The sequence below is a fragment of the Iodobacter sp. CM08 genome (assembly GCF_033446605.1).
Classification (GTDB): Bacteria; Pseudomonadota; Gammaproteobacteria; order Burkholderiales; family Chitinibacteraceae; genus Iodobacter.
Map to the genome: position 1 here is coordinate 1 of NZ_JAWQUO010000049.1, position 22,409 is coordinate 22,409.

Below are 22,409 nucleotides of genomic sequence, written 5' to 3' on the forward strand. Positions count from 1 at the left end.
GAAAGAAGTGAGGTGAAGGGCTTTATCTACAAAACAAGGTCGATGCCTTAAGGGCGCTATCAAGCTCACTTCACCTCGTGTGGTAGTAGCTAACCACCACAGGGAACAAGATACAAGGGCGCTAATAAGTCTGGTGGTTTTTCCAGACGCATTACGCCGTATGAAGCAAAACGGTGCAATGCGCTCTCGCTGGGCAACTTACGTTGCACGCAGAGCTTATTGACACCCTATAAAACCATACGACCTACGGCCTTGCCACCACAGCGTGCCAACTAAAAAATAAAACAATTGGTAGCTGTGCCTAACGCTCAAATTAAGCGGCGAGCGTAGCCCGTCCGCTTGAATGCCTTGTTGGGCATCAATCTGCTCAAGTTCATTTTAGGTATGTTTCCTTCAAACCAATTTTTCCAAATACAACGTTTATTTCATCCATAATATTTGAGAGTGTTTCCGTGAGGATTCCCTCTACCCCGTACATTTCTTCTGACTCCGTCGCGTCCGAATAAATGGTTTCGTCAGTGTATTCGAGGCCCAAGGAACTCCACCTCTGAGCGTGCTTATAAGCCTCAGAGAAAGAGAGTTCGTGACCTAGGGAATGGCAGTAGTCGTTCCGGATGTTATTAATGTCATTGCAGATGTCTCCCACCCACTGAGGCATAGGACAATTAGTGATGGATTTTTCGACTTTCGTCGGAAAGGGCCAACGCCAAATTTCTTCACCAAAGCCTGCGTTCCCAAGAATCTTGCCTAGCATAGCCTCAATGACGAGATGCCCTTTCAAAACAAGCGCCAAGATGTCTTCGTCCTTAAATGCGGATGACAGGTGATAGTCGAAGGTTGGCTCGACTTTTGGCTTTCTTACCACTCGCAACTCCCAAGTCTTAGCGGCCTTGATGCCCAACGTTTAGGTTAAGGGGCGTCAGCACGCCGTCCCAGAGAGCGCAGCGAACGACTTGAACCGTTTGTTAGGCATCAGGTTTTGTGACAAAACTAACTTTTGACGTGCAATTGAACATCCACTGCACACCAAAGCGGTCAGTCAGCTTTCCGAAGTAATCGCCCCAGGGCTGAACCGCAAGCGGCGTTGTAATTTGGCCGCCATCAGAGAGTTGTATGAAGAGGCTCTTTGTTTGCTCATGATCCTCCAGCTGAAAGATCATTGCCGATCCTCTCATTGGTTCAGCATCGTCGTTATCCGAGGCGAAAAACCGAACACCAGGACCTTCAAATTGAGCGTGCATGATTTTTCCGAGCATAGCTTCGGTGTGAGCGGGCATTCCGTTTTCGCCCCATCGCAGGATCGCCACCACCGTACCAAGACCGCATTTTGTATAAAACGCCAACGCTGGCTCGCAATTTGTGGTGAAGAAGAGGTAGTTAGCAAGGTACATATTTTCTTCCTATGTTGTCGGTTCAATCACTCCCACTCGACGAGCCAGGAGTTCTGACACCTAACGTCAAACACAGCAGCTGGCCCACGCTGCAATTGGATAAAAAGTCGCACGTTCCGGCCAGTCTGCTTGAATGCCATGTTAGGCGTATTGCCGCTGCACCAAAAACAATGCCCCGTTTTTTGTAGCAAACCACAAAACTAAATAATGAAACCACAGATACGGAGCAAACGAATTAAAAGCGTATTAATCAGCCGCGTAAAAAGAAAGCTGCAAAATAAAATAAAAATATCAGCGCGCAACAATACAAACTGCCACCACAACGCGCCAACTAAAAAAATAAAACAATTGGTAGCGGTGCCTAACGCCGAGCTAAGCGGCAGATTTTAAGTTGTAGTTTTGTGGAATATTTTTGCGCAGCAAAACACCAAAACTGCGACTTAAAAGCTGTCCAGTGCACGAAGTGCGCGGTGCTTGAGCGAATTGTTATAACGCAATACTACAAGCCACGCTCTTTTATTATTTGTGCTAATTTTATACCTTTAGCGAATTCTGTTTTATAGTTTTCGTTGCGACCGATAGCCAACGAGAAATCAATTGGATTAATATCTTATAATTGATCTGCGTACTTAACAACAAGGTACATATTAACACCATCTTTATTTTTCTTCAGCGCAGCTTTAGCAACCTCATCTTTAATATAGCTTAATAATTCACTTTGATTCATTTCAATTCCGATTTAAGAATAAGTTATAACGTTTGGTTAAGGGGCGGGCTTTAGCCCGTCCCAGAGAGCGAAGCGAACGCTTTGAACCAGTTGTTATAATACGGACTCGACATTCGGGAGGTAAGCATGAAGGGCAGAAATAACCTCATCGCTTTTTTTACCTTTTGAAATCCTAATAATAAGGCTTACATATTCACCCTTTTTAAGCCCCAGCACTTCGCCGATAGCTGTAAGTAGAGACTTTTTATTGTATAGCCGAAGCATGTCGAGGTAGTTATTGCTAGTAATTACTTTATCAAATTCCTTGGTCACCTCAGTATAAATGTTTTCAATATCAATACTGCTTACAACATTTGTATATGATGATTTTATCGTTGTTAGTCCGTTACTTTTGTCGTTAAAGGATAGAAGCTTATGGCGAATTTCCCCGGATACGCGCTTGGATATCTGTACATCTAAATCGTTTTTTAGTAACTCAATCACTTTTGATGTGATTTCACTTTGCTTTTCTTCGTAGTTATACTCTAGGGATTCACATGCAAGCTTTATGATTTCGGGGAGAATAAATAGGTTTTCGACTTCAGCAACATCCAGAACAAGGACACCATGACTTTTTAAGTTATTTATTTCTGCGTTAACTCTTCTGTCTCTGTCAATTATTCCGTAGATTTTCTTATCGTTAATTAGACCTGACTCATTTAAACCCTTAACTATTTGAATGACATTTTCGCAGCTGCCTTTTGGAAGAACAAGATAGTTTTTATAAAATAAGCTATATAGTTGTAAGTCAAAGCTGTTAGGTGTTCCTTCTACAAATATTACCGAAGTTCTAGCGCCAAGAACTTCAAGTACCAAATCTTCAGGGAGTTCTGAGAACTCTGGCAGAATTGACCAATCCCAGTTTTCTCCGTCATAAGATTTTACCCATATTTTTTCTGCACTAGATTTTTGTGCAGCAAAATCTAGGTCGTGAGTTATGTATACAAATACACAATCATTTCGCTCACTTTCTAAAATTGACCAAAGCTTTGAGTGTATCGACTTGTGTAAATGAAGCTCTGGCTCATCAATGACTAATATTGAGTTTTTTTCAGTGGTTAGGCATTGTCCAATTAAATAGAAAACAACGCGCTCGCCATCGCTCATGTCTGATGCATTGTATAATCCATTGTCATATCTAGATATTTTGGTCTTAATTCTACCAGCTTCTATAACCAGTTTTCTGTGTGGTAAAACGGATTCCCAGATAGACTTTATCTTATGCAGAATGGAGTTGTTTTCTGAAGCCCGACCTTCCGAGTGGTCTAGCGTCTTTTGGAATAGCTCTGTAAATAAATACACCATGAGCTTTTCATAATCATTCAGGAGGAACGTAAAAGGCTTTCTCCCCCATCGCTGCTCTTTCTTCCAATAGGATGGGTTAGATTTAACTTGCATAACATCCGGGTAGCCGTATTTTAAATCGCATTCTGCTTCTTCAATGGCTGATGTATGGCTAAAATCTGGCATTGATAAAGATTTTTGAGCTGAAACTCTACGGACTATATCTTTTTGGCTGCTCTCTAACTCTAGCCAGGCACCTAATCTTGTCTTGCCTGAGCCATTTGCTCCGGTAATTACGACTGAAGAATTTACAGGTAAGTCCAAAATTTCAGTGGTATTCCCACTTTTTGGTAAGCTAATAAAATCTACCACTTGACCCTCGCTGTTTTTGATCTGCGTTATAACGTCAAAATTAAGCAGCTGGCCTACGCTGCAATTGAATAAAAAGCCGCACGTTCCGGCCAGTCTGCTTGAATGCCATGTTAGGCGTATTACCGCTGCAGAATAAATAAACTCTCGTTTTTCATAGCAAACCACAAAACTAAATAATGAAGCCTCGGAAACGGAGCAAACGAATTAAAAGCGTATTAATAATCAGCGTAAAAAGGAAGCTGCAAAACAGAAGAAAAATATCAGCACACCACAATACAAACTACCACTACAACGCGCCAACTAAAAAATAAAATAATTGGTAGCTGTGCCTAACGTCAAACACAGCAGTTGGCCTACGCTGCAATTGAATAAAAAAGCCGCACGTTCCGGCCAGTCTGCTTGAATGCCATGTTAGGCGAGTTGCCACTGCACAATAAATAAAGCCCACGTTTTTCGTAGTAAACCAAAAAACTAAATAAGAAAGCCATTAAAACGGAGCAAACGAATTAAAGGCGTATTGCCAAAAAGCGTAAACAGAAAACTGCCAAACAGAATAAAAATATCAACACACCGCAACACAAACTGCAACTACAACGCACCAACTAAAAAATAAAACAATTGGCTGGGGTGCCTAACGTCAAAATTAAGCAGCTGGCCTACGCTGCAATTGGATAAAAAGCCGCACGTTCCGGCCAGTCTGCTTGAATGCCATGTTAGGCGTATTGCCGCGGCACAAAAAATAAAACCGACGTTTTTCGTAGCAAACCACAAAACTAAATAAGAAAGCCACTAAAACGGAGCAAACGAATTAAAAGCGTATTAATAAGCAACGTAAACAGAAAACTGCAAAACAGAATAAAAATATCAACACACCGCAACACAAACGGCCACTACAACGCGCCAACTAAAAAATAAAACAATTGGTCGCTGTGCCTAACGTAAAAATTAAGCAGCTGGCCTACGCTGCAATTGAATAAAAAGCCGCACGTTCCGGCCAGTCTGCTTGAATGCCATGTTAGGCGTAGTACGGCTGCACAAAAAACAAAACCCCGTTTTTCGTAGCAAACCACAAAACTAAATAAGAAAGCCACTAAAACGGAGAAAACGAATTAAAAGCGTATTAATAAACCACGTAAACAGAAAGCTGCAAAACAGAATAAAAACATCAGCGCACCGCAACACAAACTGCCACTACAACGCGCCAACTAAAAAATAAAATAATTAGTAGCTGTGCCTAACGTCAAAATTAAGCAGCTGGCCTACGCTGCAATTGAATAAAAAAGCCGCACGTTCCGGCCAGTCTGCTTGAATGCCATGTTAGGCGTATTGCCGCTGCAAAAAAATAAAGTCCACGTTTTTCGTAATGAAAACGCAATACGAAAAAAGAAAGCCACTAAAAATAAGGCCGACGAATTGTAGCGTGTTAATACGGAACTAAAATAGAAAGCTGCAAAACAGAATAAAAATATCAATACGATTGCAACACAAACTGCCACAACAACGCGCCAACTAATAAACAAAACAATGGGTAGCGGTGCCTAACGTCAAAATTAAGCAGCTGGCCTCCGCTGCAATTAAATAAAGAAGCCGCACGTTCCGGCCAGTCTGCTTGAATGCCATGTTAGGCGTATTGCCGCTACAAAAAACAAGACTCCGTTTTTCGTCGCAAACCGCAAAAATAAATAAGAAGGCCACTAAAGCGGAGCAAACGAATTAAAAGCGTATTAATAAGCAACGTAAACAGAAAACTGCAAAACAGAATAAAAATATCAACACACCGCATCACAAACTGCCACAAAACAACGCGCCAACTAAAAAATAAAACAATTGGTAGCTGTGCCTAACAATATGTAGACACCCTAAAACGGCAGAAAATCCACCATCTATGGTGTATAAAAACGCTACGCCCCTTTGGAATGCCTTGCTGGGCGCGGCCTGAAGTATTTTATGCCGAGATACTACACCCGATTGAGCGGAGATTTCCACCATGTCTGTGCTTTTGAATCAGGTTCGTGATCGATTGCGTACATTGCACTACAGTTTGCGCACCGAGCAAGCTTATCTGGATTGGATTAAGCGCTATATTCGCCATCATCAGCTGCGTCATCCGCAGGAAATGGGGCAAAGCGAGATTGAGGCTTTCCTTACCCACCTTGCGGTCAATAGGCAGGTGTCAGCGTCGACTCAGAATCAGGCTAAGTCCGCGCTGCTGTTTCTTTACCGTGAAGTGCTGCAGATTGATTTGCCGTGGTTAAAAGACGTGGTAAGCGCCAAGGCCAGCCAGCGCCTTCCGGTGGTTTTAACGCCGAAAGAGGTGCAGCAAATTCTGGCCGAGCTAGATGGGGTGTGGTTGCTGGTGGGGCAGCTATTGTATGGCACAGGGCTGCGGCTATTAGAGGGCTTACGTTTACGGGTTAAGGATGTTGATTTTTCCCTGCATGAAATTGTGGTGCGCTCGGGCAAAGGCGATAAAGACCGTGTGACCATGCTGCCCGCAAATATTGCCACCGCATTACAAGCGCAAATTGCTTATGCAAAAGCACTGCATGACGCAGATTTAGTGCAGGGCTGGGGCGAGGTTTATCTACCGTTTGCTCTCGCGAAAAAATACCCGAATGCGAGTCGGGATTGGGCATGGCAATATGTTTTCCCTTCGGCGCAGCGCAGTGCTGATCCTCGCTCTGGGCTAGTACGGCGGCATCATTTGGATGAAAAGGGCATGCAGCGCGCCATGAAGCAGGCGCTGCATGCTACGCGTATCCCCAAGCTGGCTACGCCGCATACATTGCGTCATTCTTTTGCTACCCATTTACTAGAGGCGGGTTACGATATTCGTACCGTGCAGGAGCTGCTGGGGCACAGTGATGTGCGTACCACCATGATTTACACACATGTCTTAAATCGTGGCGGTTTGGGAGTGCAAAGCCCACTGGATAGGTACGGTGTTACTTAAGGACGGTAGGCAATAAAAAAGGCAGGTTACAAGATAAGAGGGTGTGGCCTCTATATCATTAACCCGCCTTGCTGCTATTGGCTGATGTAGTTTTATATCATCAGCAGGCGTAAATATACTCAGCAGGTGTGCTGACCGCCATTGATGGCGATATTAGCGCCGGTCATAAAGCCGGATAAATCGGATGCTAAGTAGCTAACTAGGCCCGCAATTTCTTCTGGGGTGCCTAGGCGGTTAACAGGGATGCCTGCAATGATTTTATTACGTACGTCTTCAGGCACGGCCATTACCATATCGGTTGCGATATAGCCTGGTGAAATTGTATTAACTGTGACGCCTTTTTTTGCAACTTCTTGCGCTAAAGCCATACTAAAGCCGTGTACACCTGCTTTTGCTGCTGAGTAATTGGTTTGGCCAAATTGGCCTTTTTGGCCGTTAATGGAAGAAATATTAATCACACGGCCCCAGTTGCGTTCAACCATGGCATCAAGAAACTGCTTAGATACATTGAATAGCGAGTTAAGATTGGTGCTGATGACGCTTTCCCAATCTAGCTGGCCCATGCGCTTAAAGGTGGCGTCGCGGGTAATACCGGCGTTATTTACGAGTACATCGACAGGGCCGATTTCTTCGTTGATTTTTTCTGCCATGCGAACACAAGCATCAAAATCAGTGACATCACACTCATATGCGCTAAAAAGGTAACCAGATGCTTTCATATCTGCTAGCCATTGCAGCTCTCTTCCTGCTTTAGAATAAGTCGCTACAACATTAAAGCCGCTATCTGCGAGTGCTTTGCAAATAGCAGAACCGATACCACCCATGCCGCCGGTGACGAGTGCGATTTTTTTCATAGACTCTCCCTTTCTTTGCTTGTTTGCTAAGTTGTGTGGAACCCAGCTCAAAATCTTACATTGTTTGTATGTATAAGCAAAGCATGTTTTTGTGTAAGGTAGGTGTGAATTTTATTACTAGCTTCTGTGGCGAATAATTACAAGCTTGCATTACGTAAGTATGTGTTTTGCATGACAATGTTATTTGTGTGCATTTTATTGTTTGTTTTTGTCGGTGGTCTTTTTTTAATTTCAATTTCTGACCGTAATAGCAAGTTTTATTGTGGTTTATTGAAATATAATGGTTTAAAATTGCGTGATAGTGTTCCAAAAAAGGGGATGTAAGTGAGTGTTGGTGTGATTTTAATTAGTGGGTGTTCGAGCGGAATAGGCTATGCCACTGCACTGGGCCTGAAGGCAGACGGGTGGCGTGTTTTTGCAACAGCTAGAGATATGGTTGATGTAGAGCGGCTTAAAGATGAAGGTTTTGAAGCATTACAGCTCGACGTGGCTGATTCGCATTCTATAAAACAAACGGTGGCTGCTGTGTTGGCAAAAACCGGCGGGCGTATCGATGCTTTATTCAATAACGCAGGGTTTGGTTTGCCAGGTGCAGTAGAAGACTTAAGTAGGGAGGCGATGCGGTATCAGTTTGAAACCAATGTGTTTGGGTCTATTGAGCTGACAAATGCAGTTTTGCCCATCATGAGAAAGCAAGGGCATGGCAAGGTTATATTTAATGGCTCTGTGCTGGGTTTTGCGGCTATGCCATACCGCGGGGCTTATAACGCAAGTAAGTTTGCACTTGAAGGTTTTGCAGATACTTTACGCCAAGAGCTAAAAGGCAGTCAGATTTATGCGGTGTTGCTGCAGCCCGGCCCAATTACTAGCCGTTTTCGAGCCAATGCGCAGCAGCAATTTAATCGCTGGATTGATGGGGAGCAGAGTTTTCATCGGCCTTCTTATTTAGCGATGCAAGCGCGTTTGGCTAAGGTGGGGCCCGCCGCTCCATTTACCTTGCCAGCAGAGGCTGTATTGCTGGCGGTGCGTGCTGCGTTACAAGCGCGCCGCCCATCGGCTCGTTATCAAATTACTACGCCAACAAAAGTATTCTGGCTGCTTAAAAAAATCTTACCGACGCGTGTACTGGATTATATTTTGTTAAAAGCGTCGGGGGATGAGCCTCGTTGCAGTTATGAGCGAAAATAATTGCTTGTAATTTCTACGCTTGATTTTTAATTATTAGGCAGCAAAACGCGATTAAGCGTGCAAATGAGGGCTGTTTTAGCCTTTTTGATGGTCAGTCAAGCCCCTTTGGAGGGAAAGATGAGACTCTTTTTTGCTGTACGCACAAAGTTGGGCTCTTGTCGAGAATTGAGCCGCCCCCGCCAATCGGGTAAAATAGCGAATTCCAACCTGCTATTCCTGCCATGACTAAGTACATTTTCGTTACCGGTGGCGTTGTCTCCTCGCTGGGCAAGGGCATCGCCGCTGCGTCGCTGGCCGCTATTCTTGAATCACGTGGCCTTAAAGTCACGATGATGAAGCTGGATCCGTATATCAACGTAGATCCCGGCACCATGAGTCCATTTCAACATGGCGAAGTTTTCGTAACCGAAGACGGCGCTGAAACTGATTTGGATCTTGGTCATTACGAGCGTTTTATTAGCTCAAAAATGCGCAAATCTAATAATTTTACCACCGGGCAGATTTACGAATCTGTCATCACCAAGGAGCGCCGTGGCGACTATCTAGGTGGCACGGTCCAAGTCATTCCACACATCACAGATGAAATCAAAATGAAGCTGCGCGAAGGCGCGGGTGATGTGGACGTTGCGATTGTGGAAATCGGCGGCACTGTTGGTGATATTGAATCATTGCCATTTTTGGAAGCCATTCGCCAAATGCGCTCTAATGTGGGTCGTAAAAACACCCTCTACGTGCATTTGTCTTACGTGCCTTATCTTGCTGCGGCGGGTGAAATTAAAACCAAGCCAACCCAGCATAGCGTAAAAGAATTGCGTCAAATTGGTATTCAGCCAGATATCTTACTGTGCCGTATGGATCGCGAGCTACCTGATGAAGAACGCCGTAAGCTGGCGTTATTCTGTAATGTAGAAGAAAACGCGGTCATTGCTTGTTACGATGCAGACAGCATCTATCAAGTACCTAATATGCTGCACGCGCAAGGTATTGACGATATTGCTTGTGAATTATTACAAATTGACGCACCTAAGGCAGATTTGTCTGCTTGGGAGAAGATTGTTCATGGTTTGAAAAATCCGAGTCATTCGGTGAATATCGCCATGGTCGGCAAATACGTTGATCTGACTGAATCATACAAATCACTATCTGAAGCGTTGATTCATGCGGGTGTACACACCAATAGCCGCGTACAGATTCATTATATGGATTCTGAAGAGCTAGAGAAAAACGGCTCCAGCTGCCTTGAAGGCATGGACGCTATTCTGGTTCCTGGTGGCTTTGGTAAGCGTGGTGTAGAGGGTAAGATTCTTGCCGTTAAATTCGCCCGTGAAAACAATGTTCCTTACCTTGGTATTTGCCTTGGTATGCAGATTGCATTGATTGAATACGCGCGTGATGTAGCCGGTATGAAGGGTGCCAACTCGACTGAATTTGATTTAGATACCGAGTTCCCCGTTGTTGCGCTGATTAACGAATGGGTTAATCACGACGGTAAAATTGAAACGCGTGATGAAAACTCTAATTTGGGTGGCACAATGCGCTTAGGTGCGCAGGAATGTCAGCTGGTAGAGGGCTCGCTTGCGGCTAAGATTTATGGCGCGGCATCCGTTGCTGAACGCCATCGTCATCGCTACGAAGTAAACAACTATTACTTGCCTCGCTTAGAAGCTGCTGGATTAAAAATCAGCGGTCGTTCGGCAGGTGCAGAGCAATTGGTTGAAACGGTTGAGCTGAGTGCGCATCGCTGGTTCTTTGCTTGCCAATTTCACCCAGAATTCACCTCTACGCCGCGTGATGGCCATCCTTTGTTTACTTCATATATTGAAGCAGCATTGGCTTACGCTAACGAGCAGGGGCGCAGTGGTTTAAGCTGCTAATACTGTAAAACTGCCAGCTTATGTTTCTAAGCATAGGCTGGCAGGGTAAACCTGCTTTTCGCTGGCGGGGTCTAATTATTAGGGGATAAATTTTTAGTTAAGTGTGCAGATGCAGGTAGTACGAAACCGGATGCACGCGCAAGGCTAAGAATTTATACCTAACTATAGTTTGTGAAACTCGTGAAGAGTAGGTGCTGGGGTTCCTTGCCGCTTACTCCTCACTCCTCACGGAGCGAAAAATGAAATTATGTGGCTTTGAAGTCGGTATCGATCAACCTTTCTTTTTGATCGCCGGCACATGCGTGATTGAAAGCGAACAAATGGCGCTGGATACCGCAGGACAATTAAAAGAAATGACCGATGCATTGGGCATTCCTTTTATCTATAAATCGAGTTTTGACAAAGCCAACCGCAGCTCAGGCAAATCATTCCGTGGTTTAGGGATTGATGAAGGCCTGCGGATTTTATCCGAAGTTAAAAAGCAAATTGGCGTGCCTGTTATTACCGATGTGCATACTGAAGCCGAAGCCCCTATTGTGGCGAGCGTGGTGGATGTATTGCAAACCCCCGCATTTTTGGCCCGCCAAACTGATTTTATTCATGCCGTTTGTGCCACTGGCAAGCCAGTGAATATCAAAAAGGGCCAATTTATGGCCCCTGGCGATATGGTGAATGTAATTAATAAGGCGCGCGATGCTAATGGCGGGCTGGATAATCTAATGGTTTGTGAGCGCGGCGCATCTTTTGGCTATAACACGCTGATTAGCGATATGCGCGGTTTGGCAATTATGCGTGAAACGGGCTGCCCAATTGTATTTGATGCGACGCATTCAGTGCAGCAGCCAGGCGGGCAGGGCGATCGCTCTGGTGGCCAGCGTGAGTTTGTGCCGGTATTGGCGCGTGCAGCGGTGGCGGCGGGGATTTCTGGCTTGTTTATGGAAACGCACCCAGATCCATCTAAAGCGCTTTCTGATGGCCCAAATGCTTGGCCATTGGCGCGAATGAAAGAATTGTTGATGGTATTAAAAGACATCGATCGCGCAGTAAAATCACATTCTTTTATTGAACATAGCTTGTAATTTGCGATTGCATGCGGGCTTGTTTGGGCCCGCTTTGCTGCTCTGCCCAAGAATGAAAGAATTGCTGATCGTACTCAAAGACAGGGGTAGTGCTTTAAGGCACACTCATTGATTGAGTACTCGCTGTAATATTTTGGCAGTTTTAATGACATAAAGTTGAAAGGCTGCCAAATCTGAATTTTTTAGTGCCGGAAGTTTTCCGGTGTAGCTACTCAGACCAACCCTCCTTAAAGGTGTTTGAAATATGAGCGCAATTGTAGAAGTAATCGCCCGTGAAATTCTTGATTCTCGTGGTAACCCAACCGTAGAAGCCGATGTATTGCTGGAATCCGGCGTAATGGGCCGTGCCGCTGTGCCGTCTGGCGCATCCACTGGCGAGCGCGAAGCGCTTGAGCTGCGTGATGGCGATAAATCCCGCTACCTTGGCAAGGGTGTATTGAAGGCTGTTGAAAATATCAACACCGAAATCTGTGAAGCCATCATTGGCCTAGATGCTGCTGACCAAGCGTTTATCGACAAAACCATGATTGATTTAGATGGTACTGACGACAAGCGCAATCTTGGCGCAAACGCCATCTTGGCTGTGTCTATGGCGGTTGCTAAGGCCGCTGCTGAAGAAGCAGGCTTGCCGCTGTATCGTTATATCGGTGGTTCAGGCCCGATGAGCCTGCCAGTACCGATGATGAATGTAGTTAACGGTGGCGAGCACGCATCCAATAGCTTGGATTTCCAAGAATTGATGATTGTGCCCGTTGGCGCGCCAACTTTCCGCGAAGCACTGCGTTATGGCGCTGAAGTCTTCCATAATCTGAAAAAAATCTTGCACGACAAGGGTATGCCTACCCAAGTGGGCGATGAAGGTGGTTTTGCGCCGGACGTCGCTAATGCAGAAGAAGCATTAGAAATGATTATGTCTGCGATTGAAAAAGCAGGCTACAAAGCCGGTACGGATTTCTGCATTGCTTTGGATTGCGCTGCTTCTGAGTTCTTTGATAAAGAAACCGGCAAGTATGTTTACAAGAAAAGCGATAATCGTGCGCTGACATCTGAGCAGCAAGTGGATTACTTGGAAAGCTTGGTGAACAAGTTCCCAATTATCTCGATCGAAGATGGTATGGGCGAGCGTGATTGGGCGGGCTGGAAAGTATTGACCGATCGCCTTGGTAAGCGTGTGCAGATCGTGGGTGACGATTTATTCGTAACCAACACTAAGATTCTGGCTGAAGGGATTCGCTTAGGCGTTTGTAACTCTATCTTGATCAAAGTAAACCAAATTGGCTCATTGTCAGAAACACTGGCAGCGGTTGATCTGGCTAAGCGTCATGGTTACACCTCGGTGATGAGCCATCGTTCAGGCGAAACCGAAGATGCAACCATCGCAGATTTGGCTGTGGCAACCAACTGCATGCAAATCAAAACCGGCTCATTAAGCCGCTCTGATCGTATTGCTAAATACAATCAATTGATTCGTATTGAAGAAGAGTTGGGCGAAGCAGCGGTATATCCAGGTATGGGTGCTTTTTACCAAATTAATAAGTAATCACTGACTTATTATCAAGTAATATCACAAACCGGAATCTTTGATTCCGGTTTTCTTCAAATTAGAATCTACATGCGCCTACTTGCTATTATCTTTTCTATTATGATTGCTGCTTTGCAATGGCCACTATGGGTGGGCAAAGGCAGTTGGTTGCGCGTATGGCAGCTTGATCATCAGCTGGTTGAAAAAAAGCTACAAAACGAAAAATTAAAAGAGCGTAATGACGCATTAGATGCAGACGTTCGCGATTTAAAAACCGGCTCGGATGCAATTGAAGAGCGCGGCCGTAATGAATTAGGCATGATTCGTCAGGATGAGGTTTTTTTCCAAGTCTTAGATAAAGATCATCCTATTGTCTCCTCATCCCCCACGCCTGCTCCGCTTGCTGCTAGCGGGGCGAAGTAGCCACCTATTGCATCAGGGCGCCTAGAAAAACCCATCTGATCTCATAATGCTGCGTTGTGCATTAAAAAAATCTCCTTACATATCAAGCATATGCAGCGTAGATTTTTTAATACGCACCTTGTCTTATTTAGAAATATAGGTTTTTTGAGACCCCCATCAGCCAGTGTATTGGCTAGCGGTACACTTTCAAAATATTTATATTTTTTGCTACTGTAATCCTTGCTCGGGCTAAGATATAGTAAGGTCATCTATGGAGTTTGTGATGACTGATCTCTCTTTGCCTGACGCCAGCCTACGGCGCAAAACTGAAACGCTGTATTTTCAATTGGCGGGTGAATTGGCTCAGGCCATTCAATCTGGCGTATTACAGCTAGGCGAAAAACTCCCCTCCATTCGAAAGCTATCCGCGCAGCGGCAAGTTAGCCTCTCTACCGTGATGGAAGCTTACCGCGAGCTAGAAGACCGTGGCTTAATTGAAGCACGCCCTCAGTCTGGCTTTTATGTGCAAAAGCATCGCAATGGTTTTTCTGCTCCAGAGCTAACCCAGCCACCGCAGCAAGCGCGGCAAGTGGTGATTGATCCTCTGTGGCTGCCTGCTACTTTGGCGCGTTTACACGATATTAAAATTGATTTCGGCTTTGCCATTTTGGCCCCCGCACTTTTCCCTAATCAGCAATTACAGCGTTTATTAGCCCAAGTGACTCGGCATTCGCCGGAATTAATTGCAGATTATGGCCGCCCCGCTGGTGATGTGGAATTACGCCGTCAAATTGCCCGCCGCGCATTAAATTGGGGCGGGCAATTTGAGGCGGAAGAAATACTGATTACCCAAGGCGCGATTGAAGCGCTTAATTTATGCTTACGGGCGGTGACTCAGCCGGGTGATGTGGTGGCGATTGAATCGCCTTCTTATTTTGGCCTATTGCAGATTTTAGAAAGCTTTCAGCTTAAAGCGCTAGAAATACCTACTCACCCACAAACGGGCATCTCCATTGAGGCGCTGGAATTAGCCACGCGTAGTGGCGAAGTAAAAGCCTGTGTATTGCTGCCTAATTTTTCTAATCCGCTAGGCAGTTTAATGCCGGATGAAAATAAAAAGCGTTTGGTGGAATTATTAGCTGAGCGGCATATTCCTTTAATTGAGGATGATTTATACGGAGAGTTTTATTACAAAGGGGATAGGCCTCGGCCCGCTAAAGCTTTTGATAAAGAAGATAATGTGATGCTAATTTCTTCTTTTACTAAAACTGTAGCGCCGGGATTTAGAATTGGCTGGGTGGTGGCAGGGCGTTATCATCAAAAAGTAGAGCAACTTAAATTTATTAATACTTTTTCTAACGCTATGCCGCTGCAAAGAACCATTGCCAAGTTTTTAGAAAGTGGCGGCTACGATCATCATTTGCGTCGCTTGCGCCGAGCCTGCTTTGATCAGGTGATGTTGGCGGTGGCAGCGATTGAGCGATTTTTCCCGAGTGATACTCGCTTGCATGTTCCGCAAGGCGGCTATGTTTTTTGGATTGAATTAAATGCAGCGGTAGATACTTTATTGTTGCTTCAGCATGCTTTAAGGGAGGGGATTAGTTTCACCCCAGGCCCTTTGTTTTCGCCAAGCCATAGCTATCGTAATTGCTTACGCATCTGCTGTAATGAGCCTTGGAGTGATCGTCACGAACAGGCGATTGCGCGCTTGGGTGAATTGGTTCAGCAGCAGATTGGTGAAGCTACCACGATACGCTAAGCACTTTGCCTTCATCTGCTTGGGCATTGTCTTCGCTCATCACCACAAGGCAGCTTTGCGGGCTATTAGGTTGAGCTTCTTCACAGCCATCGGAGTAGGTCATCAGGCATGGCGGATTGGTGTGTGATTCATCCACTAAAATTACATTCATGCGTGCACCACAAAAGCCATTGATGGCTTGCTGTAAGCCAAGAATGTCATTGATATCTGCTCGTGATTCGGCGTGAATAAAGCACAATCCAAAGATGAGGGTGGGGATGATGCGGCGCATGATAAACCTCCTACATTGTTAATTGCAGAATAGGCCGCGCTGTATGTTTGTAAGTGCTCAGTGAGGCTTCAGCCGCCAGACGGGCGACTCAATAGCATGACCGGTAAGTTGGCTGGGGTGTGGGCGCAATTTATGCCAAATTAGGGTGCTTATGATTCAGTTTGCGGCAAAGTGGCCGACAGCGTGTTTAAGTTTCTGCGGTGCTTTCTTAGTAAGAAGCGTGCGGGATCGATTGCTTGCAGCAAATCGGCCTCAATAGGGGCTGGCTCGCCATTAAGCTGGCAGGCCAGCACTTCGGCGGCAATGATCGCCCAGCTGAGGCCGCGTGAGCCTAATCCCAGTAAGCCATATAGCCCTATTTGCCTAGGGATTTGATGTAGCTGATGTAGCGCCACGGGGATGTTTTGTGGGTCGTGCAAGGCCCCTACTAAGGGGAGTCGATCTAGGCTGTTGGGGCGATAACAGGCGCGGCTACTGTTGGCTGTTTTTGCGGCTAAATCAGGTAGTAAAGCGTGTAATTCCGCTAAATTATGGGCGGCTGCGGCGTTTAAATCGTTATCTTTTACTTCGGCGGCGCCAATGCAGCGGTAGCCTTGAAAAGCGGCAGTTAAATAGCCTGAGCCACTTAAGCTGTATTTGGGATGCTCAAAATCTGCAATTAGACTGGTACTTCTGAGCGTTTTGCTAAGCGGCAACTCTAAATCAGGCAGTAAATCGAGTGCTTCGGTGGCATTCGCAATAATCAGTACAGGGCTGCACGCAATAACACGGCCATCTGCGGTAATGGCTTGCCAGCCGTCTGCGGCATGATGAATGCGATCTACTTTATGCCCAAAGTGCATGGTGATTTGCTTGGACCAGCGGGCTAAATTGGCGTGGCAAACACTGGCCGGATTGGCCCAGCCCCCCTGAGAAAACCACCAGCCGCCGTGGCTTGGGCGTGCGCCAAGCTGCTTCTGGGCATCGTTTTGGCTGATCCATTTTAATAAACCGGCAGGGTATTGCAGAGCGATTTCTTGCATTAATGCGGCTTGTGCGTCGTCTTTAGCAATTTGCAAGATACCGTCATTGCCAAAAAAAACCTCAAGCCCCGCTTGCTTTAAGCGCTGTAGATGTTGCTGGGTTTCTGCACAGCCTATACGGCTAAGCCTGGCTGAATAATTATCATCACGGCTGGCGCTGGGGTGAAATAAGCCCGCATGGTTGCCAGAGGATTGCGTTGCCACGCCTGCCGCTGCATCGATGATATCGACTAGCCAACCACGGGCAGCCAAGCGCTCAGCGATACTAGTGCCCGCCAAGCCCGCGCCAATAATGAGTGCCTGATGTGGGTATTTGTTAGATTTATCAATAGGGGGGCGAGTGCAAAACCCTGCGTAATAATTCCCATGCTTGGCCATGGCAAAGCCACTGCTTTTTTGTAAGGCGGCGTCGGCATTGTTGTAGGCAATCAGTTGCGTATTGGCGCTGGATAGCCGCCACAGCGCTTTGTAATGTGCTGGGCTAATAGCTGCATTAAGATCAAACGCATCGATTGTGGCGCTAACGCTGCGTAATTGATTAAGCGTGTCGCCCCAGATTAGCGTCAATATTACATCCCCCGCCGCAAAATGAAGGCGCTGAAAGCCTTTGCATAATGCCGGCCAGCTTTGTACTAGGGCGGCGTATAACTCGGCCAAATCAGGATGCGGGCAGGTAGGGAGTGTGGTTTGGCTAACAAACGCCAAATAATGTAAGCGTTGGCTACGTTTTGGATCTGCTTGCCACGCTTGCCATGTTCGCAAAAATTCTTGCCCATTGGCAAAGTCACATTGCAAAAAAGTGAAGCTCGGCTGGTCTTGCCAACGTGTAGGAAGGCCATGCGCGGCTAAAAAATCCATATCGGCCTTAGTGAGTGGCGGCGCTAGAAATGCGCTGATGTTTATCCATAAATTTTTTCAACGCAAAGATAAACACGCCACCAACGATAAGTAGGGCGCTAGCAAAAAAGCGATTGCCAGCCAGTAAGTGCCCCGCTTTAATTCCCTCTATACCTAGGCCATAGACACCCATGGTGATCATGCCAAAGGCTGCGGCCACCGTGCCTTTGCTCACACTGCTAGAGAACAGTACCAGCCTAAATAGACCTGCATTGACTAGTCCACAGCCAAAAGCGTAGAAGCTAATGCCAATCACCAGATAAATATAGTGACTAGGCGCGAAAAGCATAGCGATAAAGCAAAAACTCAAGCCAAACACCTGAGGAATCAAGCCCAAACCTATCATTCTGCGCACAGGCAGGTGATTGCTTAGTTTTGCGAGGGTGAAATTGCCAATAATCAAAGCGGCAAACACAGGGATTTGCCAGTAACCAAATTCAATCGGCGATAAGCCTGCATCGCCAATTAAGATAACTGGCGAAATGCCAATCCAAGTTAGCAATGGCACACTGCATAAGCCCATTGCCAGTGCGCCGGTTAAAAAGTGCGTATTACTAAATACGTTTTTATAATCTTGCCAAACCGCGCGATAAGTAAAAGGGGATAGATTTTTATTGGGGGCAATTTTGGGTAGCGCGTACCAAAGCCCAATAAAGGATAAAAAAGCCACCGCCGCAATTAATACAAAAATCATTCGCCAAGGCGCTAGTTCCATCATCACTGCGCCCGCTAGTGGGCCCAATAAAGGGGCAATCATGGCGACATTGGCCATGAGCGCGGTTACTTTAATGGCGGTTTTTTCGTCGAAGGATTCTTGTACCAGCGCATAGCCCACCGCGCCAATAAAACACATGCCCACGCCTTGAAATACCCGTAAAACAATAAATTGCTCAATAGAGCGGGTAAATAGGGTGAGTAAACACATGGTAATAAAAAACGCCACACCAGACAGCATCACCGGCCTGCGGCCAATTCGATCGGATAATGGGCCAAGTAGCCATTGTAAAGATGCACCACCTACTAGATAGGCCGTCATTGAAGTGGGCACCCATTGCGGCCCAGCATTAAATTCCCGCGTAACGGCTAACATGCCAGGCAAAATCATATCGTTAGCGATATAGGTGGAAAACTCAAACAATACCAAAGCTAAGGGCAGAAGCATCGTGCGCCAAGTCAATTGGGTAATTAGTATTTTAGCTGGCATTGTATGTAAGCATGGTCGGTGGGCAGTGCAGCAGTCTGGCGTTTTTAGCCCGCCGTGCCTAGAGAAGAATTCCCATTTGGTCTAATTAGTTTCGGCCGCCGCTGCCGCTGAGGCTTGCTCGGCGGCTTGTTTTAGCACAACGCCCTCTACTGCCTTGGCTTTATCTAGGGCTTCGCGCTGTGGTTCGGCAATTTTTTGTGGGGTGGGGCCACATGCGCTTAGGGCAAGGGCTAGGCAGATTAGGGTGGCTTTCATGATTGCACTCATTGGATATGGTGGTTGAACGATATTGCATGAGTGATGGGCTAGCCATACCCACGTACTCATAATAAGCGGCAGTTAATCGTAAGCCTTAGCAATACATGCCTGATACGCATTCACGGCTTGGGTATAACCCAGCTCCAGCGCATCGGCAATAAAGGCGTGGCCGATGGATACTTCTTGCACACCCGGCACGGCTTGTAAAAAGCGCGTCAGGTTGTCACAGTTTAAATCGTGGCCTGCGTTAATGCCTAGCCCCGCTGCCAGCGCTGCCTCTGCTGTGGCGGTAAAACTCGCTAGTACGCTGGCTTCTTGCTCGCCGCCGTAGGCGTTGGCGTAAGTTTCGGTATAAAGCTCGATGCGCTCAGCGCCAAGCGCTGCCACCAAAGGCATGGCGGCGGGGTTTGGATCCATAAATAAGCTAACTCTAACCCCTAGTGCCTTACATTCGGCAATCAGTGGGCGTAGTTTATCCATGTCCTCCGGTAGGCTCCAGCCAAAATTAGAGGTGAATTGATCTTCGCCATCAGGCACAAAGGTGGCCTGATGCGGGCGAAATTCACGGATAAAATCCATTAAATTTTGGGTGGGATTGCCTTCGATATTGTACTCGGCATGCGGCCATGCTTTGAGCAGGGCCGCAAGATCGCTCACATCGTCGCTGCGAATATGGCGCGCATCGGGCCTAGGGTGAACGGTGATGCCCTGTGCGCCAGCTTGCAGACATAGCTTAGCGGCTTTCACTACACTAGGTATACCCAGATGGCGAGTATTGCGCAGTAGCGCTACTTTGTTGACATTGATTGAAAGTGCACAGCGTGTGGTGGAGCTCATTATCATCCTTATTAAGCCTAGGCCGTTAAGCCCATCACGGCTTCCATATAAACCAATTCCCAGATATGCCCGTCTAAATCTTGAAAGCCGTGGGCATACATAAAGCCATGATCTTGTGCTTCGTTATAAATTGCACCGCCCGCCGTAACGGCTAAGCGAACAATTTGGTCTACTTCTTCGCGGCTATCGCAGGATAGGCAAAGCAGCATTTCGGTATGGGTGTGGGGGTTGCAAAGTATTTTTGGGGTAAAAGTCTGAAACCGCTCTTCGCCCAGCAACATGACAAAAATATCATCTGAAATCATCAGGCAACTGGCGCTGCTATCAGAAAACTGCGGGTTAAACTTAAAGCCCAGCTGGCTAAAGAACGCGATGGATTCTTCTATATTTTTCACGGCTAGATTGACATAAATCTTGCGGCTCATTGCTGCACCCTCGGCTAAGTGAAAGATTTTACAGCAAGAAGTATAGGGGGGATGTAGAAAATCGCTGCTAATGTAAGGGCTTTGCGTAGAACAGCTTTTTGATGGCTGACATTTTGCTGATTTTCCCCGCGTAGTTGGGAATTTACATGTGGTTTTTTGCTGCCAACAAATCTAAATAAGCACATTCAATCAGCTGTTCTGTTTGAATACCTAGCTTTGCCATCAGTTGCTGCGCTTCTGCTTGGCCCTTTGCTGCGGTTTCGTTTTCTACCAGCACCACTTCTAGCTCTAAAAAATCACCTAAATTTTTTACGCGATCCAAGTGCACGCGGGTACGGCCACATTGATAGAGGGTGCGTTGTTTTTCTACGCGGCCAATTTTGCCATTGGAATAAGCGAGCACTTCCCTGAGTGCATCCGGCGCTGCCGTGCTGGAAAGTACATAAAACGACTCCTTAGGGCCAAGCTGATTGGCGCGGCGATAGAAAATAAGCTGGCCACTGCCGTCTGGAAATGCTCGCAGTTTTAAGCGACCATTCTCGCAGGCAAAGAAAGTATCGTCTTGGCTAATGTCAATGGGGGCGGTATGGCTAAGTGATTCAAGTATCGGGATCAGTGCGGCAATGTTCGCAATGCGCGTTTTTATTTCAATATTTCTTGCCATTGGATATGTATACCCTAGGGTCTGTTGACGTTTCATTCACGGCTGTGCAGCCCCAAAAATGGGCCAAACCCGAAGGGCTGAGCCGGAAAATGGCCATTCACTGCGTTATGCTCCTCGACAATAACTCGTTATTGCCTTCGTCGCATGCCTTGTGCCTAGCCATTTTCCGGCTCAGCGCAATTGTGAATGAAATGTCAACAGACCCTAGGGAAGGATGGGGATATTAACGGCTTCGCACCAACATTCGCCACTTTTAGCGGAGCAAACTCGTTTTTCTATATTGATTTCGCATAGAGATTTTTCTTCCCATGGCTCCGCTTTTTTAGGGCTATTCACTATTCCCTTAATAAGCTCAACATCCACATTGAGCCCTTCTGCGGCTAATTTATTTTCATATATTGGGTTTTCTCTATGGTCATCTAATTGCTTACCAATGACGGCACCAAGCAGAGTGCAGCCACTTAATGCGGCTAAGAAAAATAAAATAATTGCTTTATAAACAAATGATTGCGTTTTTTCCTTATGCAACAGCGTTATTTATGGGTGAGTAATTAACTTGAAATATAAGGAGGTTGGGAATAAACGCCCTGCTGGGTTAAGTGCAAAATTAGGGATTTCACCCGCCCGTTGCCAGCCCAGTTTTTGGTAGAGCATTTCCGCAGCAGAGCCGGTTTGTGTGTCCAGAATTAATAAATGGCGGCCTTGGCTGCGGGCAAACTGCTCTATGTGCTGCATCAGCTGGCTAGCAATGCCTTGGCCTCGGCATTCTTTTAAAACGATTAGTTTTTGCACTTCGGCCCGATGCTGGCCGTTTTCTTTGCCGCATAAATCCAATTGAGCAGTGCCAATCACTTTACCTTCTTGCTCGGCAACCCAAAGGACTAGACCTTGGCTTTGTAAAACATTTTGCCAATAGGCTAATGCCACACTGGCGGATAGCGGCGCTAAAAATCCGATGGATGCGCCGTGTTGCACACCCTCTTGTAATAAAGCCACCAGCCCCGCTAATAAAGGCGTTTCATGGGGGCTGACTTGTCTAATCCGCAGCATAGGGTTGCTCTTTTAAAGTGAATGTGGCGAGCGCTGCGCCAACGCTTCAATGATCTCTTTTGCCTCCCGTAACTCGGCACCTGTTTGCTCACGATAGGCTTTCATTGCCGCTATTTTGGTTTTGGGATTACTGGCTAGTCGCTTAACCTGCTCGGATGGCTCGAAATCTGGCTTGCTGGCTAAGCCCAAATCTATGCGTAACTGGCTGAGCTTTTGTTCGGCCACGCGTGCTCTTTTTTCTAGCCGAGCAAGCCTGCTGTGTAACTCGTAGTAAATCAATAGGGCAAAGATAAAAATAAGTGCTTCCATGCTGCTTTCTCCGTTGGGGTGTGAAGGG

At 46.3% G+C, this 22,409-nt stretch carries 21 protein-coding genes; 7 read left to right on the top strand and 14 right to left on the bottom strand.

Features of this window, described 5'->3' with window-relative positions; genetic code table 11:
- Window positions 1-373: 373 nt before the first annotated feature.
- From R6242_RS19815 to R6242_RS19825, 3 genes are all read right to left on the bottom strand, one after another.
- The gene (locus tag R6242_RS19815) at window positions 374-865 is read right to left on the bottom strand and encodes a hypothetical protein (protein WP_318430216.1); all 492 of its coding nucleotides are present in this window, start codon (window positions 863-865) and stop codon (window positions 374-376) included.
- A gap of 100 nt (window positions 866-965) precedes the next feature.
- Window positions 966-1,391, bottom strand: coding sequence for a glyoxalase/bleomycin resistance/extradiol dioxygenase family protein (locus R6242_RS19820; protein WP_318430218.1), 426 nt, complete (start codon window positions 1,389-1,391; stop codon window positions 966-968).
- Window positions 1,392-2,211: 820 nt separating this feature from the next.
- Window positions 2,212-3,813, bottom strand: coding sequence for a DUF4435 domain-containing protein (locus R6242_RS19825; RefSeq protein WP_318430220.1), 1,602 nt, complete (start codon window positions 3,811-3,813; stop codon window positions 2,212-2,214).
- Between the two features lie 1,987 nt (window positions 3,814-5,800).
- Here R6242_RS19825 and R6242_RS19830 point away from each other — a divergent pair.
- The gene (locus R6242_RS19830) at window positions 5,801-6,766 is read left to right on the top strand and encodes an integron integrase (protein WP_318430222.1); all 966 of its coding nucleotides are present in this window, start codon (window positions 5,801-5,803) and stop codon (window positions 6,764-6,766) included.
- 119 nt (window positions 6,767-6,885) lie between these two features.
- Here the strand turns inward: R6242_RS19830 and phbB are convergent, their stop codons facing one another.
- Window positions 6,886-7,620: an acetoacetyl-CoA reductase gene (gene phbB, locus R6242_RS19835; RefSeq protein WP_318430224.1), complete on the bottom strand. Its 735-nt coding sequence runs from the start codon at window positions 7,618-7,620 to the stop codon at window positions 6,886-6,888.
- 324 nt (window positions 7,621-7,944) lie between these two features.
- Here phbB and R6242_RS19840 point away from each other — a divergent pair, with 324 nt between their 5' ends.
- The 6 genes from R6242_RS19840 (at window position 7,945) to R6242_RS19865 (ending at window position 15,444) form a co-directional block, all read left to right on the top strand.
- Complete coding sequence (locus R6242_RS19840) at window positions 7,945-8,808, top strand: SDR family NAD(P)-dependent oxidoreductase (protein WP_318430226.1); 864 nt, start codon at window positions 7,945-7,947, stop codon at window positions 8,806-8,808.
- Window positions 8,809-9,029: 221 nt separating this feature from the next.
- Window positions 9,030-10,682 (top strand): CTP synthase, encoded by a 1,653-nt coding sequence (locus R6242_RS19845; RefSeq protein ID WP_293931751.1) that lies wholly within the window; start codon window positions 9,030-9,032, stop codon window positions 10,680-10,682.
- Window positions 10,683-10,921: 239 nt separating this feature from the next.
- Window positions 10,922-11,761 (top strand): 3-deoxy-8-phosphooctulonate synthase, encoded by an 840-nt coding sequence (gene kdsA / locus R6242_RS19850; protein ID WP_293931750.1) that lies wholly within the window; start codon window positions 10,922-10,924, stop codon window positions 11,759-11,761.
- Window positions 11,762-12,005: 244 nt separating this feature from the next.
- Window positions 12,006-13,301, top strand: a complete 1,296-nt coding sequence (eno, locus tag R6242_RS19855; RefSeq protein ID WP_318430228.1) for a phosphopyruvate hydratase — start codon at window positions 12,006-12,008, stop codon at window positions 13,299-13,301.
- 72 nt (window positions 13,302-13,373) lie between these two features.
- Window positions 13,374-13,706, top strand: a complete 333-nt coding sequence (gene ftsB / locus R6242_RS19860) for a cell division protein FtsB (protein ID WP_318430230.1) — start codon at window positions 13,374-13,376, stop codon at window positions 13,704-13,706.
- Between the two features lie 262 nt (window positions 13,707-13,968).
- Window positions 13,969-15,444, top strand: coding sequence for a PLP-dependent aminotransferase family protein (locus tag R6242_RS19865; protein WP_318430232.1), 1,476 nt, complete (start codon window positions 13,969-13,971; stop codon window positions 15,442-15,444).
- On the opposite strand, the gene R6242_RS19870 is transcribed toward R6242_RS19865, so the two are convergent.
- From R6242_RS19870 to R6242_RS19915, 10 genes are all read right to left on the bottom strand, one after another.
- Entirely contained in the window at window positions 15,428-15,715 is a 288-nt protein-coding gene (locus R6242_RS19870) for a hypothetical protein (protein WP_318430234.1), read from the bottom strand. The genes R6242_RS19865 and R6242_RS19870 overlap by 17 nt on opposite strands.
- Window positions 15,716-15,864: 149 nt before the next feature.
- Window positions 15,865-17,595, bottom strand: a complete 1,731-nt coding sequence (mnmC, locus tag R6242_RS19875) for an FAD-dependent 5-carboxymethylaminomethyl-2-thiouridine(34) oxidoreductase MnmC (protein ID WP_318430236.1) — start codon at window positions 17,593-17,595, stop codon at window positions 15,865-15,867.
- A 7-nt stretch (window positions 17,596-17,602) separates the two neighbouring features.
- Window positions 17,603-18,838 carry an MFS transporter gene (locus tag R6242_RS19880; protein WP_318430238.1) on the bottom strand — a complete coding sequence of 412 codons (1,236 nt, stop codon included), beginning with the start codon at window positions 18,836-18,838 and terminating at the stop codon, window positions 17,603-17,605.
- An 81-nt stretch (window positions 18,839-18,919) separates the two neighbouring features.
- Window positions 18,920-19,093 carry a hypothetical protein gene (locus tag R6242_RS19885; protein ID WP_293931741.1) on the bottom strand — a complete coding sequence of 58 codons (174 nt, stop codon included), beginning with the start codon at window positions 19,091-19,093 and terminating at the stop codon, window positions 18,920-18,922.
- An 84-nt stretch (window positions 19,094-19,177) separates the two neighbouring features.
- Window positions 19,178-19,933 carry a pyridoxine 5'-phosphate synthase gene (locus R6242_RS19890; protein WP_318430241.1) on the bottom strand — a complete coding sequence of 252 codons (756 nt, stop codon included), beginning with the start codon at window positions 19,931-19,933 and terminating at the stop codon, window positions 19,178-19,180.
- Between the two features lie 17 nt (window positions 19,934-19,950).
- On the bottom strand, window positions 19,951-20,358 hold the full coding sequence (locus R6242_RS19895) for a VOC family protein (RefSeq protein ID WP_318430243.1): 408 nt from the start codon (window positions 20,356-20,358) through the stop codon (window positions 19,951-19,953).
- A 142-nt stretch (window positions 20,359-20,500) separates the two neighbouring features.
- Window positions 20,501-21,058: a class IV adenylate cyclase gene (locus tag R6242_RS19900; RefSeq protein WP_318430245.1), complete on the bottom strand. Its 558-nt coding sequence runs from the start codon at window positions 21,056-21,058 to the stop codon at window positions 20,501-20,503.
- 168 nt (window positions 21,059-21,226) lie between these two features.
- Window positions 21,227-21,550 (bottom strand): hypothetical protein, encoded by a 324-nt coding sequence (locus R6242_RS19905; protein ID WP_318430247.1) that lies wholly within the window; start codon window positions 21,548-21,550, stop codon window positions 21,227-21,229.
- 9 nt (window positions 21,551-21,559) lie between these two features.
- Entirely contained in the window at window positions 21,560-22,072 is a 513-nt protein-coding gene (locus tag R6242_RS19910) for a GNAT family N-acetyltransferase (protein WP_318430249.1), read from the bottom strand.
- A 12-nt stretch (window positions 22,073-22,084) separates the two neighbouring features.
- A complete protein-coding gene (locus R6242_RS19915; RefSeq protein WP_318430250.1) occupies window positions 22,085-22,381 on the bottom strand; it encodes a hypothetical protein in 297 nt (98 codons plus the stop codon).
- Window positions 22,382-22,409 lie beyond the last annotated feature (28 nt).